The organism is Paenibacillus nasutitermitis, from assembly GCF_014641075.1.
Lineage (GTDB): Bacteria > Bacillota > Bacilli > Paenibacillales > Paenibacillaceae > Paenibacillus_Z > Paenibacillus_Z nasutitermitis.
Genome location: NZ_BMHP01000001.1, coordinates 1842923 through 1860343 on the forward strand (window position 1 = coordinate 1842923; position 17421 = coordinate 1860343).

13 protein-coding genes are annotated in these 17421 nt (G+C 45.3%); 12 read left to right on the plus strand and 1 reads right to left on the minus strand.

From position 1 onward, the window contains the following. Window positions 1–240 precede the first annotated feature (240 nt). The 3 genes from IEY46_RS07870 (at window position 241) to IEY46_RS07880 (ending at window position 3409) form a co-directional block, all read left to right on the plus strand. Entirely contained in the window at window positions 241–1275 is a 1035-nt protein-coding gene (locus IEY46_RS07870; RefSeq protein ID WP_188990724.1) for a Gfo/Idh/MocA family protein, read from the plus strand. 124 nt (window positions 1276–1399) lie between these two features. After that, window positions 1400–2275 (plus strand): SMP-30/gluconolactonase/LRE family protein, encoded by an 876-nt coding sequence (locus tag IEY46_RS07875; RefSeq protein WP_188990725.1) that lies wholly within the window; start codon window positions 1400–1402, stop codon window positions 2273–2275. A gap of 357 nt (window positions 2276–2632) precedes the next feature. Next, on the plus strand, window positions 2633–3409 hold the full coding sequence (locus tag IEY46_RS07880; RefSeq protein ID WP_188990727.1) for a TerC family protein: 777 nt from the start codon (window positions 2633–2635) through the stop codon (window positions 3407–3409). Window positions 3410–3473: 64 nt separating this feature from the next. Here the strand turns inward: IEY46_RS07880 and IEY46_RS07885 are convergent, their stop codons facing one another. Continuing rightward, on the minus strand, window positions 3474–3905 hold the full coding sequence (locus IEY46_RS07885) for a protein-tyrosine phosphatase family protein (protein ID WP_188990729.1): 432 nt from the start codon (window positions 3903–3905) through the stop codon (window positions 3474–3476). A 206-nt stretch (window positions 3906–4111) separates the two neighbouring features. On the opposite strand from IEY46_RS07885, the gene IEY46_RS07890 reads away from it, so the two are divergent. From IEY46_RS07890 to IEY46_RS07930, 9 genes are all read left to right on the plus strand, one after another. Continuing rightward, window positions 4112–4786, plus strand: a complete 675-nt coding sequence (locus IEY46_RS07890; RefSeq protein WP_188990731.1) for a uridine kinase family protein — start codon at window positions 4112–4114, stop codon at window positions 4784–4786. A gap of 188 nt (window positions 4787–4974) precedes the next feature. Next, complete coding sequence (locus IEY46_RS07895) at window positions 4975–6948, plus strand: heavy metal translocating P-type ATPase (protein ID WP_188990733.1); 1974 nt, start codon at window positions 4975–4977, stop codon at window positions 6946–6948. 545 nt (window positions 6949–7493) lie between these two features. After that, a complete protein-coding gene (locus IEY46_RS07900) occupies window positions 7494–8519 on the plus strand; it encodes a phosphotransferase (RefSeq protein WP_188990735.1) in 1026 nt (341 codons plus the stop codon). A gap of 89 nt (window positions 8520–8608) precedes the next feature. After that, window positions 8609–9880, plus strand: coding sequence for an FAD-binding protein (locus IEY46_RS07905; protein ID WP_308422781.1), 1272 nt, complete (start codon window positions 8609–8611; stop codon window positions 9878–9880). 91 nt (window positions 9881–9971) lie between these two features. Further along, window positions 9972–10844, plus strand: a complete 873-nt coding sequence (locus IEY46_RS07910; RefSeq protein ID WP_188990739.1) for a phosphotransferase family protein — start codon at window positions 9972–9974, stop codon at window positions 10842–10844. A gap of 636 nt (window positions 10845–11480) precedes the next feature. Then, a complete protein-coding gene (locus IEY46_RS07915; protein WP_188990741.1) occupies window positions 11481–12866 on the plus strand; it encodes a response regulator transcription factor in 1386 nt (461 codons plus the stop codon). After that, window positions 12863–14623, plus strand: a complete 1761-nt coding sequence (locus IEY46_RS07920; RefSeq protein WP_188990743.1) for a sensor histidine kinase — start codon at window positions 12863–12865, stop codon at window positions 14621–14623. Before IEY46_RS07915 ends, IEY46_RS07920 begins: the two co-directional genes overlap by 4 nt. 166 nt (window positions 14624–14789) lie before the next feature. Continuing rightward, entirely contained in the window at window positions 14790–16448 is a 1659-nt protein-coding gene (locus IEY46_RS07925) for an extracellular solute-binding protein (RefSeq protein ID WP_188990745.1), read from the plus strand. Window positions 16449–16526: 78 nt separating this feature from the next. Continuing rightward, window positions 16527–17417: an ABC transporter permease gene (locus tag IEY46_RS07930; RefSeq protein ID WP_188990747.1), complete on the plus strand. Its 891-nt coding sequence runs from the start codon at window positions 16527–16529 to the stop codon at window positions 17415–17417. Window positions 17418–17421 lie beyond the last annotated feature (4 nt).

The following is a 17421-nucleotide window of genomic DNA, read 5'->3' on the forward strand; positions in this document are numbered from 1 at the left end:
GCAAAAATCTTGTTGTCGACAAAATCGAGGTAATGCCAGGATTTTAGAAGCTTCGTCGAATGACTTAATAGAAAGAGGACATCCGACTTTAATGGAGAAAATGTCGAGCCATTTTTTTGAGAATCAAAAGTGGCATATCCTTCAAATAACAAATTGTGGTATCGGAACAGGCGGATAACCTTTATAATCTATTTAAGCCGAATGGCATGATTCGAATATAAGTTAGGAGAGTGAATGGAAATGGTTGAAAACAAAAAGCTTCGTGGAGCTGTAATCGGTTACGGTGGCGCTTTCAATATGGGCAAACATCACGGGATTCAAATGATGAATGCGGGAATTGATTTTGTCGCGGCGTGCGATATGGATGCCGATAGAATGGAACAAGCCAAAGCGGATTTTCCGGGTATCCGGACTTATCTCAGCGTTGATGATTTGCTTCGTGAGCCCGATATCGACCTTGTTACAGTCATTACTCCTCATAATACACATGCTCCGCTCGCCGAGCAGATCATTAACAGCGGCAAACACTGCATCTTGGAGAAACCGATGTGCATAAAGGCGCAGGATGCTGATCGTCTTGTCCATCTGGCGCAGCAAAAGGGCGTGATGCTCTCCGTATTCCACAACCGCCGGTGGGATGGCTGGTATCTGACGGTTAAGGACTTGATCGACAAAGATATCCTCGGTGATATTTTTCAAGTGGAAATGTATATGGGCGGATACGACAAACCCGGACCATGGTGGCGTTCGATCAAAGAAGTATCCGGCGGCGTCTTCTACGACTGGGGCGCGCATTATATCGATTACCTGCTTGGCATCGTTCCTGGCAAAATCAAGTCGGTCCGCGGATATGTTCATAACCGGGTCTGGCATGAGATAACCAATGAAGACCATATCGACAGCCATATCGAGTTTGAAAGCGGCGCGGTCGCCCATATCGAAATCTCAACCATTGCCTATGCGGGAAAAGCAGCCATGCGCATCCTCGGAACAAAAGGCGCAGTCGTAGACACGAGCTTGTGGGATGGCAAAATAACTTTATTCACTGACATCAATGGCGTTAAAGTGGAGTCGGACATCAATTGCATGAAAGACAGCCATGATGCCTATTATCAAAATATCGCAGCTCATTTGTACAGAGGCGAGGAACTGATTGTCAAGCCGGAGGAAGCGCGGCGGATTATCGCAATTCTAGAAACAACGGAGCATTCCGCAGCTGCAGGCAGGGAATTGGAGCTTCCTTATGAGAACATAGATGTCCTGAAGGCCAATTAATGTATTGTACGGGACAATCTTGCAAGCTGAAGCATAAATTCGGGTGAATTTCCGTGATTGATTGCTCTGGTCAGCTGAAATCATTGCTTTTCATAATTCATGTTAAAGGAAGTGCATATCTACAATGGTACAAGTAGAATTGGTTCTGGATGCAAAAGCAACGCTCGGCGAGGGTCCCAGTTGGGATGCGGACAAAGGTATGCTCTACTGGGTGGATATTCTGGAGTCCCGTGTTCATTCTTTTCACCCGGGGGAAGGTACAAACCATACGTATGATATCGGTCAATATGCAGGGGCAGTCGTTCCTGACCGCAAGAACGGCTTTGTCCTTGCGGCGATAAATGGTTTTTTTCGGTACAATCCCGAAGGCAACCAGCTTGAACCGATCTCAGACCCGGAAGCGGGAATGCCAGATAACCGGTTTAACGATGGCAAATGCGATGCCAAAGGGAGATTCTGGGCAGGCACAATGGGGATGATGGATCAAAATGCGGCAGGCGCTCTCTATCGCCTGGACCCGGATCTCAAAGTGGAGCAGAAAATGACAGGTATCACATGCTCAAACGGCATCACTTGGAGTCCGGATCATACGAAGATGTATTATATCGATTCACCGACCAGGAAAGTCATGGAGTATGAATTTGACCTGATTACCGGGGAGCTGGGAGCAAGCCGCATTGCCGTTGAGATTCCCGAAGGTGAAGGAGTGCCGGATGGGATGACGAGCGATGTGGAAGGCATGATTTGGGTCGCTCAGTGGGACGGTTACTGTGTGTCGCGTTATAATCCGCATACCGGAGAACGCCTGCTGAAGGTGGATATTCCCGCGTCCCGAGTGACGTCCTGCGTTTTTGGCGGCGAAAATATGGACGAATTGTACATAACTAGCGCAAGAACAGGCTTATCTGAAGAAGAGCTGCAGCGGTATCCTTTGTCAGGCGGAATTTTCAAGCTGCGGCCGGGCGTCCAGGGACTCCCCAGCTACCCGTTTGGAGGGTAATTTTTTTTATATACCCGAGACTGCACCATAGCGGTGCAGTTTTTTTTATGCTCAATCAAATAACAATCCAAACGGAGTTGATAGTGCGTCAAGCGAAGAAGTCATGGATACGTGCCGATATTAAGTCGCCAGCGGGGATGCAGGGCATTTTGTTATAGAAGATAATGAGCCCGGCATATTTATGAATCCCTGGAATTTGAAAGTATGAATGAGATGATCATACAGATTTAACGGTTTGGTTAAACTATGAAGGAGGAGACGATGAAAAAAAAATGAACTCCATCGGCTACTTTTTCCGTATACCTATTGTCGGGTTATAATACTTACTTATTTTGGTTGCAAAGGGGAGAGGGCAAGTTGGAGTCATTGTGGTTGGAATATGCATGGGCACTGCTAATTCTTATCGGTTTGGAAGGATTGTTATCAGCTGACAATGCGCTCGTATTGGCAGTCATTGCGAAGCATTTACCGGAGGATCAAAAGAAGAGGGCCATTAATTACGGGATCATTATGGCTTTTGTTTTCCGCTTCGCCGCTCTCTTTGCGATATCATTTATTGCGAACGTCTGGCAAATACAGGCGATCGGAGCAGCTTACCTTTTATATCTCGGGTTAAAGCACATTATCAAAGCGCGTTTCGGCAAGGAAAACGAAAACATCCGCAAGGACTTAAAGAAAGAGGCTGCAGGAAAAGGCTTCTGGCCAACCGTGGGAAAGCTCGCTCTTGCAGATCTTGCTTTTGCGATTGATTCCATTCTTGCTGCAGTCGCTCTGGCATTGGGTCTTCCGGATTCACCGCTTGCTGATTTCGGCGGTATGGACGGCGGGAAATTCTTGATTGTCCTGCTTGGCGGAATCGCCGGGCTCGTCCTGATCAAATTTGCGGCCACATGGTTTGTAAAGCTTCTTGCTCAGCGGCCAGCTCTCGAGACAACGGCCTATGCGATCGTGGCATGGGTTGGCGTGAAACTCGCTATTATTACGTTGTCCCATGAAGATATTGGCGTGTTAGCTCATGATTTCCCGCATGGCGCTGTTTGGACCACGATCTTCTATGCTGTGCTGGTTGCAATAGCCCTGCTCGGTTGGTTTGCACCTTCGAATAAAAAACATACTCAGACGGATACCATTTAGATTCGACACTCAAAAGCTGATAGGCGGCCATCCCTTAGGGATGGCCATATTTTTGTTGAGTGAGTCACTTCGGATATAATTTTGTAAGCGCCTCACGCTGCGGCTCGCGAATATGGATGACCGGACGGATTGCCTTGGCTTTCTGCTCAGCTTCTTCGATGGTTCGAGCCAGTCCCAGCTCAATTAAGGTTCCGACAGCAACAGCACCTGTTCTGCCTTTCCCCCCGCCACAATGAAAACCCACTCTTTTGCCGCTATGATAAGCATCGACGACATGGCTGATCGCTTGATGAAACAGGACATCCTGAGGCGTATCGGTGTTATCGCCCAGAGGAACCACAATCTTTGTCGCTTTTTCATCCGAATGATCTATTTCCGAAGCTTCTCCACGTAAATCTACGATAATCTCACATTTAGCATCTTCAATCATGTGCGGCACATCGTCTGCGCCTCCGAAATAAATACGATCCTGGATAAGGGCTTGATAATTGGACATGTTTTTAATCTCCCATCGATTGGTTTAATGACTAGTAGCAGCTGTTTACAGCGTGGTTGGGTAACGGCATCCGCCAATTCGGATACTGCCCGATCCGGGGAATATCCGCATTTTTTAATCATACCGGAATAACCTCCCGGATAAACGGTTTTTCTAAACTTTATGCAGGGAAATGGACAGGTTGTGGGAAACTGGCGATCAGAATAGTGACAGAAACGACGGGGTTTGATATTCTGTCCCAAAATGGTTCATTATCGGACTTGGGAGTGATTATTGTGGACAAGAATCAGATATCAACCCGGTCAAAGCAAATAATTGCTGCTGTTAACCATCTGCTAACAGGACGTACGACTCCATTGGTTATGTCCCTGGATGGAGGGAGCGGCGCAGGCAAATCCACGCTTGCTGCTGAATTGGCTTCGGTATTGGAAGCAGCAGTCATTTCATGTGATGATTTCTTCGACGCATCGATCTCTGACGAAGAATGGGACACCTGCACAGCGGAGCAAAAATGTCTTCGTTGTATCGACTGGGAGCGGCTGCGGAAGGAAGCCTTAACCCCGTTAATTGCTGGACGGGAAGCACGGTATCATCCATTTTCTTTCACTTCGGGAAACGGGGTAGCAGCTAGCCTGGTTACCAAAAATCCGGCACCCGTCATTATTCTGGACGGCATCTACAGCTCGCTTCCCGTGCTATCGGATGTGGTTCATTTTACCGTTCTTGTGGATGTGACTCCCGAAATCCGGCGAGAGAGGCATAATCTCAGAGAAGGCAGCAGCGATGCGGCTTGGCATCTCCGGTGGGATTCAGCAGAGGATTATTATTTCTCAACCATACGTCCGCCAGCTTTATTTGATTTAGTCGTTACTAACCAGTAAACGATATCAGGCTTGTAAAAAAAAGTCTTTATTTTGCCGTCTATCTAGATTATAATAATTATAAATAAGATGAAATCCAGCAACAAAATAGAATGATGTTTAACATGCTGCTCCTTAACGGGGGCAGCTTGTGCCATTTTAAGGGAGTTAATAATGGGACTCATTCTCAATAGGAAGGAGAGATCATCATGAGTTCTTTATTTCAATCAACTAAAGGCTGCGCGAAGCAGCAGAATATTCACCCCACCCCAACAATGGAACAGGATAATGAAAATTGGCTCAAACGCAACGGTGAAGGCGCTGCAGCCCTGGGAAGCGGGGTCTTAATCGCTGCGGCATGGGGTCTTGGAGATGAATTTCATCTTTGGTCGATCCTTATTTATTGTCTTGCGTTTGCAGTTGGGGGGTATGTGAAGGCTAAAGAAGGCTTGCATACTCTATTCGTGGATCGCGATCTGGATGTCAATCTGCTGATGATTGTCGCAGCCATCGGCGCAGCCAGTATCGGGTACTGGACCGAAGGGGCGGTGCTGATCTTTATTTTCTCCCTGAGCGGAGCGCTCGAGACCTATACAATGGATCGAAGCAGCCGCGACATCTCATCCTTGATGGGGTTGAAGCCGGAATCCGCCGTTCTGATCACAGACGGTGTGGAGACTTTGGTAGCCATTGAAGAGTTGACGGTAGGCGACATCGTATTGGTTAAGCCGGGAGAGCGGATTCCATCAGACGGACGGGTGCTGGAAGGATCATCCGCCGTTAATCAGTCCTCCATTACGGGTGAATCGATTCCGGTTGACAAAGAACCGAACGATGAGGTTTATGCGGGGACTTTGAACGGTCAAGGTGCATTGTTCGTTGAAGTCAGCCAGCCGAGTGAATCCACGCTTTTTGCCAAAATCATCCGTCTAGTCCAGGAAGCGCAGAGCGAGAAGCCTGCGTCCCAATTGTTTATGGAACGATTTGAACGTCTATATGCGAGAATAATCATTTCCCTGACCGTTTTTCTGATTATTGTCCCGCCATTTGTTTTCCACTGGTCATGGAATGACGCCTTCTACAAAGCAATGGTATTTCTGGTCGTCGCTTCGCCTTGCGCGCTGGTCGCATCCATTATGCCCGCCATGCTGTCGGCCATATCCAGCAGTGCGAGAAAGGGTCTTCTGTTCAAAGGAGGCGCGCATCTAGAGAATCTGGGAGGAATCAAGGCGATTGCTTTTGACAAAACAGGAACACTGACAGCCGGGAATCCGGTGGTAACGGATGTCTATTCCTATCAGGGGTACGATGAAGCCGTCATACTGAAAATCGCTGCTTCGATGGAAAGTCTATCCGAGCATCCGCTGGCCCAAGCGATCGTTCTTGAAGCGCAAAGTAGAGAACTTAAGCTTGAACGCCCAACTGACTTTCAGGCGCATACAGGCTGGGGAATCGAAGCAAAATGGAACGGGGAATTGTGGAAAATCGGTAAACCTGCTTTTCTGGATGACTGTTTCCGGACGCCGGAATTGTCGACTTTGCTTGACAGATTGGAACGCGAGGGAAAAACAGTAACGATTATGCATAATTCGCAGGGAATTGCCGGCGTGATCGCGCTGCGCGACAAAATCCGCAGTGAAGCCAAGCATGCCGTTGCTTTGCTTAAAGAGTTGGGCGTTCACGTCGTCATGTTGACAGGAGACCGGATGCAAACGGCGCAGGCCATCGCCAAAGAGCTGGATATTGACACCGTTTATGCCGATTTGCTGCCCGAGGATAAAGTGAGCCGGATCAGAGAGCTGAAACAGACCTACGGAAATATTGCGATGGTCGGGGACGGAATCAATGACGCTCCCGCTCTGGCGATTGCGAACGTGGGGATCGCAATGGGAGCGGCAGGGAGCGACGCGGCGCTCGAGACTGCTGACCTGGTATTGATGAATGACGATACAGGATTGATTGCAGAAGCGATTGTACTGGGGAAGCGCGCGAAAACCATTATTAAACAAAACCTTATTTTTGCGATGAGTGTGATAATCCTCTTGATCATAACCAATTTTGTGAAGGGCGTCTCGCTTCCTCTTGGCGTGGTTGGGCATGAAGGGAGTACGATTCTGGTCATCCTTAACGGACTGCGTTTATTGCGTCAACGAAAAATAATTCCGGCCCAAAGGAGCCATTAAAACGATTCTAACAGGACAGCCGGACAAGGCTGTCCTGTTTGTCATTCATTCCGCTATCTTGCCTGATCGATAAAATTAAAAATCCCGCGGGCGCGGATCATTTATTTGACAATACTGATTGATAATTTAAGAAAAAGCGATATAATAGTGAGTGATAATGATTATCGTTATTGCAAACTACAGGCAAGGGGTTTTGAAAATGACTGTTCTGCTGCCGATTATGACCATGATCCTCGTTCTTCTTGGAGCATGTTGTCTTTTTATCTCGATGGATAATCATAAGAGGAAGAGCCTTCTGCAACGAAACAGGAATCGGAACCCGAAGGAATTTCCGGTATTATCCACGAACCAATTAGAAGCACCCGGAAGCATTTTCCGCGAATAGATTGGATGGAACAACGAAATAAGAATTAATAAGGAGCGGATTACAATTTAATCGCTTCTTTTTTTTACCCTTGCAAATTTCGTCGGCAAGATCACGTACAAACACAGAGTGAAATCTGCTGAAGAACGAAAACCAATTTGACGATAATAGGGGATACATAATGAACCCAATACCTTCTCTATTAGAATTGAAAAAATTGACGGAGAGACTGCAGCTGGGCGAGATAATTGGCGTACCGGAATCGATTTCCGGCGGTTTTCTGCATCGCATGTATGCGGTTGAAACCACACTTGGGAAATATGCGATTAAAGCATTAAACCCTCAAATCATGCAAAGGCCCGAAGCGATGCAGAACTTTCTCAACTCCGAGCATATTGCAACAATTGCAGCCAATCATACACCTGCTCTTCCAGCCAAAATCATTGATGGAACGCCTATCCATGAAATGGACAATCAATTCTATCTCGTGTTCAATTGGGCCGACGGTGAAAGTTTAAAACCTGATCAAATCAACAACGATCACTGTGAGCAAATAGGAACGATTCTTGCTGTAATACATAAGACGGATTTTTCGGAAATAGCCCTGAGGAATTACGGCTCTGGTCATTCTTCACTAACAGATTGGAATGTCCATTTAAGAAAAGGGCAAGAAAACAATACAGATTGGGTTAATCCGCTGCAGGAAATCATCGATAAGCTGTATGAATGGAATGCTCAAGCTAACAAATCAGCAGAAATACTGACTTCGGAGACCGTAATAAGCCACCGGGATCTGGATCCGAAAAATGTCTTGTGGTGCCGGGATAATCCCATCCTTATAGATTGGGAGGCGGCTGGTTTAATAAATCCTATGCAAGATTTATTGGAAACGGCGATTTACTGGTCCGAAAATGAAACAGGAAGCATGGACAAAAAAAGATTTTTGGCTTTTATAGATGGATATAAAAAGCTTTATGGTACTCTTCAAGCCAATTGGAGATTAGTTTTGGAAAGTGGATTTTCAGGGAAATTGGGTTGGCTGGACTATAATTTAAAACGTTCTTTAGGGATGGAATGTTCTGATGAAGACGAGCAGCAAATGGGAACTAATCAAGTAAACGAAACCATTCATGCGATCAAACGTTATGCGGATATGATTCCTGAATTAGAGAGTTGGATGCATCTTATTCAATTAAATGAGTATTAGCAGGTATGAAGTGGACGAAATAGAATAGTTAACATGGCAATTTATTTAAGCATGGCACTATACGACCCGGATTTCACCAGGAAGGATGTATGAACGTGGAAAATGATCGTAACTGGGCAGGCAATTACAGGTACAGCGCTTCGGAATTCCATGCCCCCGAAAATGTGGAACAAATTCAGGAACAGGTTTCCCGCAGCAATCGGATCAAAGTGCTTGGCACGCGCCATTCCTTTAATGGAATCGCTGACTCGGTAGGGATCCTGCTGTCACTCGAGAAGCTAAATCGGGTGATTGCATTGGATCGTACGCATAACAAGGTCACCATCGAAGGCGGAATCCACTACGGGGACCTATGCCATTATCTTCACCATAACGGCTATGCGCTGCATAACTTGGCTTCCCTGCCGCATATTTCCGTTGCTGGTGCTTGCGCGACAGCTTCTCACGGTTCCGGTGACCGCAGTGGCAATCTGGCCACGGCGGTTCATGCTCTGGAAGTCGTTAAAGGCGACGGGGAGGTTATCCAGTTCTCCCGCGACCAGCAAGACGGAATTTTCGATGGAGCCGTTGTTGGACTCGGAGGGCTGGGGGTAATCACGAGTCTGACCTTGGATGTGATCCCGGACTTTCAGATGGCGCAATATGTCTATGACAGCTTGCCGCTCGCTCTTCTTAAAGAGCACTTTAACGATATTTTCTCAGACAGCTACAGCGTCAGTCTCTTCACGGATTGGAAGAATGCGATGTTCACTCAGGCCTGGATCAAGCGGATCATAACCGATGAAACCTCCGCTGAGGCTGAAGCCGAGTTTTTCGGAGCAAAGCCAGCTGCTGGGCATCGGCATCCTGTGATTAGCCATACATCGGAAAATTGCAGTGAACAGATGGGCATTCCGGGACCCTGGCATGAGCGGCTGCCTCATTTTCGCATGGCATTCACGCCAAGCTCCGGTGATGAGCTGCAAAGCGAGTATTATGTTCCGCGCCAGCATGCTTATGAGGCACTTTGTGCAATTGATCAGATCCGGGAGTACATATGGCCGCACCTCCATGTTTCCGAGGTTCGTACAATCGCCCAAGACAATTTATGGATGAGCCCTTGCTATAAGCAGGATTCCGCTGCCTTCCACTTTACGTGGAAAGCCGATTGGGAAGCCGTCCGTAAAGTGCTCCCAATCCTGGAAGAACAGCTTGCTCCTTATGAAGCCCGGCCGCACTGGGCCAAGCTCTTTGCGATGCCGCCAGAGCGGCTGCAGTCCCTATATGAGAAGCTGCCGGACTTTCAACAACTGCTCCTGCGTTGTGATCCTGAAGGAAAGTTCCGCAATGAATTTTTGGATACTTATATCAGGAAGAAGTAATCGCATCTGATTTCGGGTCTTTGCCACCTTGATTCTACCGGCTGAGATGCGGGAAGCTTGACCATTCGCCGGAAAGAAAGGATGAGCAGGATTGGCACCCCCTTTAGGTATCGTGGATTGGGTAGAAATCAATGAAAATCTGGATGCGTTGTTCAGTGGGGGAGATCGATTAACCGTTCATCCCATGAAACAAGGGTATGAGGCTGAGGTTATGAAGATTTGTTCCGATCAGGAGAGCTATGTGTTGAAAGTATGGAATAAGAATTCCAGGCCAGACGTCGGTTTTCAATTCCGCCTGCTAAGTGTCCTCCATGAACGAGGAGTATCGGTCCCCAAGCCGCTGGGCTGGGGAATAAATACAAACGGAGATAAGGTGCTGCTGACAACCTTTGATGGTGTGCCCATTCATAAAACGGATAAAAAGAAAATGACCCTTATTGCAAACCTGCTAACAACGCTGCATCGAACCCGAGGTGATGATCTGGAATCTATACCGCTACCAAGGTATTCGTTCACTGACTATTTCTTTCCTGGAGTCAGAGAACATCCTGATCTATGGAATCCATTCGTTTCAGTAGTTAAAAGAGTTCAAATTAAGCAGGAGCAGCTTATTCATGGTGATTTTCATATAAATAATATTGTGGAGGAAAATGGGCGTTTAACCATCATAGACTGGACGAACGGGCAATTAGGGGATTCGAGATTCGATTTTGCATGGTCGCTCACGCTCCAAAAAATATACCTCACCGATCTATCCGCCGATGTTTTTCGTTCTGCATATGTATCGGATAATAAATTCGCGCAGCAGGAGCTTGACGTTTTTGAAGCGCTGGCATGGATCAGGTGGATGCTGCTTCACCGAAGTGGTGGCGCGCCTGGAGGGCACAAGACCATTGAGAAGGTTAGACGAATTCAAACAACCAATCCGTTGTTGAGAGATTATGAGGTAAAGAAAGCAAAATGAGACGTTAGAGATGATAGGGTTGAAGAATGGACTGAGTCTCTTGACTTCTCCTCGGCTGCAATCTTTCAGCGACGCATTTTTGCAGAAGTTCGATTAGAGAGGACGGAAGTGGGGAATATCTCCATTTTCGTCCTTTTCCGTGTACGGCAAGCTGACTGGCTTGTTCATTAAAGTCAGTGAGGTTAATACCTTCGACTTCTGCACTTCCAAATTTGCTTCGATCCGATTAAACTCAATTCCTCTTCATGTAACTCATCTATGTTCATTCAATCCCTGCTCTCGTTTTTTGACAGAGGACCCATACCGAAGTCGTTCGTGTTGCGAGGGACTGACTTTAAACCAAAATACCCCCGGCTCTAAAACATCCTCAATTTCTGAAATGAGTCCAAGTAGGACATTACGATTATAAGGCATAGTTCCTCGACTCCAATAAAAGCATGTTTAATAATTTTTTATGGTTGGGGGAGAGCAAGGTGGACCGTCTGCGGATGACGGTTCCCTTGAATGTGCAAGCCACCAATTATTCCTTCAATAGATCTGTGGACAACTGAAGACAATTTAGATATTGTACATAATCATATACATGTAAAATTGTTACTGCACCACAATCTTGTGTAGCGTAGGGGGGAAATAAAGATGTTAAACGTTTTAATTGCAGACGACGAGAAGCTAATTCGTAAAGGGCTTATAGCTTTGCTGCCATGGAGCAAATTCGACATGAAGGTAATTGGCGAGGCGAACAATGGGGAGTCTGCCTTGGAGTTCTTGAAAGATCAGCACGTGGATTTCCTATTTGCAGATCTTTCGATGCCGATCATGGATGGTTTTGAATTGATGAAGGCTGTCCGTTTACAATATCCCCATATATGGATTATTGTATTGACCTGTCACCAGGACTTCGAATATGTACAAGAGGCTCTGCGCCTTGGGGCTATCGATTACATCGTGAAAACGCAATTCGAGCAGGATAAAATAGAGGATATCTTTATGAGAATCGTAGAAAGGGTTTCCTACGAGAAATTGCATCGCTCATTACCTTCTATGAATTCGGAGAGCTTGAGTGGCTATGTCTTTGCAGATCTCAAGGGCGAGCAGCATAAAGAGATGATTATCAATCAGGCATTGTGCGAGGAAGACAGTCTAGTTGCAATCTCCGAACATGCATGGCTTGTTCCTGCAGGTAAGGAGCGGGAGCTCGATATGAAGCCAATCCAATCATGGTTTCAACAAGAAGACTGGGCAGTAATTCGAATTATGGACAGATCAGGAAATAATTTGGCAGCTCTCAAGGATCGTTTAGGCCAACTTATTCCTACCTTTCTGTTCTATGAACGAAAGGCTGGGCAAACTTATTATGAGCTATCTCTGCCATCTGTCAGTTCAGGGAGCCTGGAAGATAAGAGCTCTCCAGTGATGAAGGCATGGGAAACGCAGGAATGGATGACGAATGCAGCTGCTTATGAAGAGGCCCTTCAAGTCACCATTCATAATAAAATGGACCCTGCTGAATTGCTGCGATTGTTAAACACTTGTTTGCAGCCTTGGCAGTCGATTGCGGGAAGTGGATGGGAAATGGGAATATGTAGTGATTCTTTTGCAGCATGGTATCAGTGGAAGGAAAAGCTGGATTCCCTGCGAGGGCAGTGCGAAGAGCAAATGAAAAAAATTCCTTACTCATCTTCTGTCATCACCACGATAGCGAGAGCTCTGACATATATTCAAGAAGGCAAGGACTTCAGCTTCAACAGGGACGAGCTAGCGATGAAGTTGTTGATGAGCAGCAGTTATTTCAGTCAATGCTTCAAGGACATTCTTGGTGAGGCCTATAGCGATTATGTAAAGGTAAGAAGGATAGCCAGGACTGCACTATTGCTAGAGCAAAGTAATGAGCCCGTGTATCAAATTGCTTTAAAGAGTGGTTTCAAAGACGAGAAATATTTCAGCAAATTGTTCCGTAATCAATTCGGCCAGAATCCGACGGAGTATCGAAAGAAAATGCAGCAAGGAGCGAAAGACGAGTGATTAGGCTAATCCGAACAGATACGAATATTTCTTTACGCCGCCGACTTTTCTCTGTATTAATGTTGATTGTTTTTATCCCACTTGTGCTGCTTGGCGGAATTAGCTATGTAGCCATACAGGAAATCTATAGCAACAAAATCGAAAGCGGTATTACAAATACACTGGTTAATGTCAAATCTGGACTTGAGAGCACACTTGAAAATATGGAATATGCCTCACTCCAGCTCTCCATGGAGGGAAGCGTCGGGCAGAACTTCTATGATCTCTTAGCTAACCCTAGTAATTTCCAGAAGTATGCATTGCAGAAAGAAATACAGAAGAATCTCAATCTCGTCAATTTTACGAATCCTTATTTGGGTGTCATTCTGTACTACGATGATAAAGGAAAGGTCATGTTCAATAATCTCGAGGTTCGAGAGGGGTTTATGAAGGAAAATGGCATCTCAACGTTGTTATCCAAAGTAAATGGTGTTACCTTCTACGGACCAAGAAAGACAGCATATCGGTATGGGGACTACGACGTATTTTCTTTGGTACGACCTGTGGAATCCCCGGGCGCATTGAATGAGAGCAGCACGAATTACGTGTACATGGAAACGAATGTGAAGCAATTTGAGAAGCTGTTAAGTAAACAACAATATGGTATGAAGGTATCACATGTACTATTAGACCAAGCTGGGCAAATTGTCTTTACTGACTTAAATAAAGAATTTCCCAAAGGAAAAAAGCTTCAGCAGCAGCAGCAGCTGCTGAAGATGGGCGTTTCACTAAAAACGGATGACTATTATTTGTACAAGGTTACTAGTGAGCAAGGCTGGAGCTTGATTGTCACGATTCATAAAGGCGAATTCAACAAAGAATTTAACAATTGGTTATATAAGTTTTTTGCTGTTTTGCTTGGAGGAATTGCAATAAGCATTACATTTGCAACCGTTATTTGGAAGTCTGTTTACGGCCCTTTGAAGAAGATCGGTCATGATATTGGACAGGTAGATCCGCTTCAATCCAATAAACCGATGTCATTGACCCGAATTATCGAATTTGATGTTCTCGTGAAGAAAATGAATCAATTAAGAGAGCGCATTCAATTCTTATTCATTGAGGTAGAGAATCGCGAACGAGCCAAGAGACAACTAGAGGTGGAGGCGCTGCTCTATCAGATCAATCCTCACTTTATCCATAATACGCTTAATTCCATTCAATTCATGGCAAGAATGAATGGTCAAGAGGACATAGATCGCATGGTTTCTATTTTCACAAGGGTACTTCATTATAATTTGGATAAAAGAGGAGAGACTGTTGAACTCAAGGAGGAATTAGCGGCTCTGAAGGACTATATTGAGCTCCAACAAATCCGATATGATTATGAATTTGGCGTCAAGTTCCAGATGGATGAGGATATTGCTGCCTCGACCATTAGGATCCCTAAGTTCATCTTACAGCCTTTGGTTGAGAATGCTCTCTATCATGGTATTGACACCAATCAGGGAGTTATAGAGGTGAAGATAGCGAAGGATAATAATACGATGATTATCCATATTACGGACAATGGAAGAGGAATGACAGCAGAAGAAATTGAACGTTTACTTGCGGATGAGAACCAGAAGAATAGAAAGACTGGTCTTGGCATTGGGCTCAATTATGTTCGAAGGATGCTCGAAGCCCATTATGAGAACCGTTATACATTTGAAATCACCAGCACAGTCGGCCATGGGACACTCGTTACACTCCGAATTCCGCTTTCGCTAGAATTCTAATAAGTATGAAATTGGACGCTGGAGGTATGAATTTCGTCGAAAATGCTACCGCTTACTATGGAAGCAACAATTTTCCCTATGAATTCGACTGTATTCTCATTCGCGAAACGAGCCGGATGAATTACGATATCGTTGTGAGACAAATAGATGACTGGGGGAACAGAATATGCAGAAGAGAATCACTTTACTTTTATTAGCATCGCTTTTACTTTTGTTGACGGCATGTGGCAATACGAATAATGCAGTCGATAAACCTTCTTCAACGGATAAAAAAAATAACACATCGAATAATGAGTCAGCAGCCAAAGATCCTCACGGAAAGTATGACGAGCCAATTACGCTCAAGATTGCCAAGAATTATGGTACAAAGGACTTGAAGCTTCCAAACGGCGACACATTGGAAAACAATGAGTATTACCGGTACTTGGAGAAGAAATTGAATGTTAAGATATCTTTCGCCTGGCAAACTGAGACGGCGGACGCTTATCAGCAAAAGATCGGTGTAGCCATCGCCAGTCAGGATTTACCGGATGCGTTTATTGTCAATGAACAACAATTGAAACAGCTTGTCAAAGCAGATTTGGTTGCTGATCTGACAGATGTCTATAAGAATTATGTGGGTGAACTCATTAAAGGCTACTACGATTCCTATGGCGATCGGGTGCTAAGCAGAGCTACCTTTGATGGTAAATTGTATGCTTTCCCTAATACAGAGATTGGTGGACAGCATAGTTTTACTTGGATTAGACAAGATTGGCTCGATAAGGTTGGCATGCAGATGCCGACGACAGTGGATGAGCTCGAGGCTGTAGCCAAAGCCTTCATCGAGAAGGATCCAGATGGTAACGGCAAGGCGGATACCATAGGCTTCACAGGACTTCCTCAGCTTTCAGCCTGGAACTCTTCGAATACCTTGGATCCTATATTTGGTGCTTACAAAGCTTTTAAAGGGCTATTTATCAACGATGCATCTGGAGAGGTCGCGTATAGCTCAACGCTTCCGGAGATGAAGACAGCATTAGCTAAGCTTCAAGAATTGTACAAAAAAGATATCCTTGATAAAGAATTTGCCGTGCGAAAGGATCCGAATGAATTAATTGCAGGGAACAAGGTTGGTATTATGTTCGGGCCATGGTGGATGCCGTACTCGCCGCTTCCAGACTCCGTTAAGAATGATATGAAAGCAGAGTGGAAGCCATTAACTGGACCGCTCGATAGTGAAGGGAAATTCAATATCTCCGATCAAGATCCGACAACAAGTTTCCTGGTCGTTAATAAGAAATACGAGCATCCAGAAGCTGTTCTCAAGGTCTTGAACACTCAAACAGAAGGTATTCGTTTCCTGGACCCAGGTTCAGCTGACATCTACAAAGGGCTGGGCATTGATTGGGGCATATGGCCATTTGCTCTACAGTTGTCCAATGAATCAGCAGCTTATGATGTCTATGTTGAGCTAAAGAAGGCTATAGATGACAAGGATCCATCTAAATTGAATGATGAGGTTAAAGGCTTTTATAACGATTATATGAAAAACAAAGAAAATCCGAAGAAGGACTTGGTGGCATGGTCCAGCGCAGTAGCTAGAGTTGATGGTACTGCTGAAATTGGTTCTGACAAACTTAATATCGTGCGGAACGTATTTTTCGGTAAAACAGCGACGATGCAGCGAAAATGGGCGATACTGACCAAGCTGGAGAATGAAACCTTCCTTAAAATTATTCTCGGTGATGAGCCAATTGAGAAATTTGATGATTTTGTAAAGGAATGGAATAAACTGGGCGGGGATGAAGTGCTTAAGGAAATTAAAGCAGAAATAGAAAAATAACAGGAGTCAAGCACGGGGGCGCTGTTCATCCATACGGACAGCGGCCCTTGCTTACCCAACGACAGGTGGCAGGGACATATGAGGAACAAAAGCTTTATTGTTAATTATCATCTAATGCTGCTGCCGGGCATTATCCTCCTAATCTTATTCTCGGTTGTTCCCATGTTCGGTATCGTGATAGCCTTTCAAGACTTTATCCCTGGTATCCGTATTTGGGATCAAGATTGGATCGGACTTGAGAACTTCAAATTCATGATGGATATCCCAGACAGCAAGCAAGTTTTTATCAATACAGTTGTAATCGCCTCCTCAAAAATTGTGGTGGGCACGTTCGTTCCCATCATATTTGCGCTTCTTCTTCATGAAGTGCGTGTGAGCTGGTTTAAGCGGTTCGTTCAAACAATTGTTTATTTGCCTCATTTTATGTCATGGGTTATCTTAGCGGGTATTATGGTTTCGATGCTTTCACTGGATGGCGTCATTAACCTCGTCTTCAAAGCTATTGGATTAGAGCCCGTTATGTTCTTGGCAAGCAACACTTGGTTTCGGCCCATCGTGGTAGGGAGTGACATTTGGAAGGAATTTGGTTTTTCTGCGATTGTCTATTTGGCCGCATTAACGGGCATTAATCCTTCTCTGTATGAGGCTGCTGAGATCGATGGAGCGAATCGCTTCCGTAAGCTAATCAACATTACACTGCCTGGCATCACCCCTACGATTGTCCTGCTCGTCACATTAAGCTTAGGGAATGTTTTGAATGCTGGCTTTGATCAGATCTTTAACCTTTACAATCCACTCGTCTATTCGTCAGGCGATATTATAGATACGTATGTGTATCGCATGGGATTAATTGAAAATCAGTACGGACTCGCTACCGCAGTAGGACTCTTAAAGTCCGTCGTCGCTATTATTCTAATTATGATTTCTTATAAACTGGCCTCGAAATTTGCCAATTATCGCATATTCTAACTAA

Bases quoted from the DNA above. Each gene is read 5' to 3' on its own strand.
- IEY46_RS07885 (WP_188990729.1), bottom strand. From the start codon at position 3,905: ATGTCCAATTATCAAGCCCTTATCCAGGATCGTATTTATTTCGGAGGC.
- IEY46_RS07900 (WP_188990735.1), top strand. From the start codon at position 7,494: ATGAACCCAATACCTTCTCTATTAGAATTGAAAAAATTGACGGAGAGA.
- IEY46_RS07870 (WP_188990724.1), top strand. From the start codon at position 241: ATGGTTGAAAACAAAAAGCTTCGTGGAGCTGTAATCGGTTACGGTGGC.
- IEY46_RS07875 (WP_188990725.1), top strand. From the start codon at position 1,400: ATGGTACAAGTAGAATTGGTTCTGGATGCAAAAGCAACGCTCGGCGAG.
- IEY46_RS07905 (WP_308422781.1), top strand. From the start codon at position 8,609: ATGAACGTGGAAAATGATCGTAACTGGGCAGGCAATTACAGGTACAGC.
- IEY46_RS07925 (WP_188990745.1), top strand. From the start codon at position 14,790: ATGCAGAAGAGAATCACTTTACTTTTATTAGCATCGCTTTTACTTTTG.
- IEY46_RS07915 (WP_188990741.1), top strand. From the start codon at position 11,481: ATGTTAAACGTTTTAATTGCAGACGACGAGAAGCTAATTCGTAAAGGG.
- IEY46_RS07930 (WP_188990747.1), top strand. From the start codon at position 16,527: ATGAGGAACAAAAGCTTTATTGTTAATTATCATCTAATGCTGCTGCCG.
- IEY46_RS07895 (WP_188990733.1), top strand. From the start codon at position 4,975: ATGAGTTCTTTATTTCAATCAACTAAAGGCTGCGCGAAGCAGCAGAAT.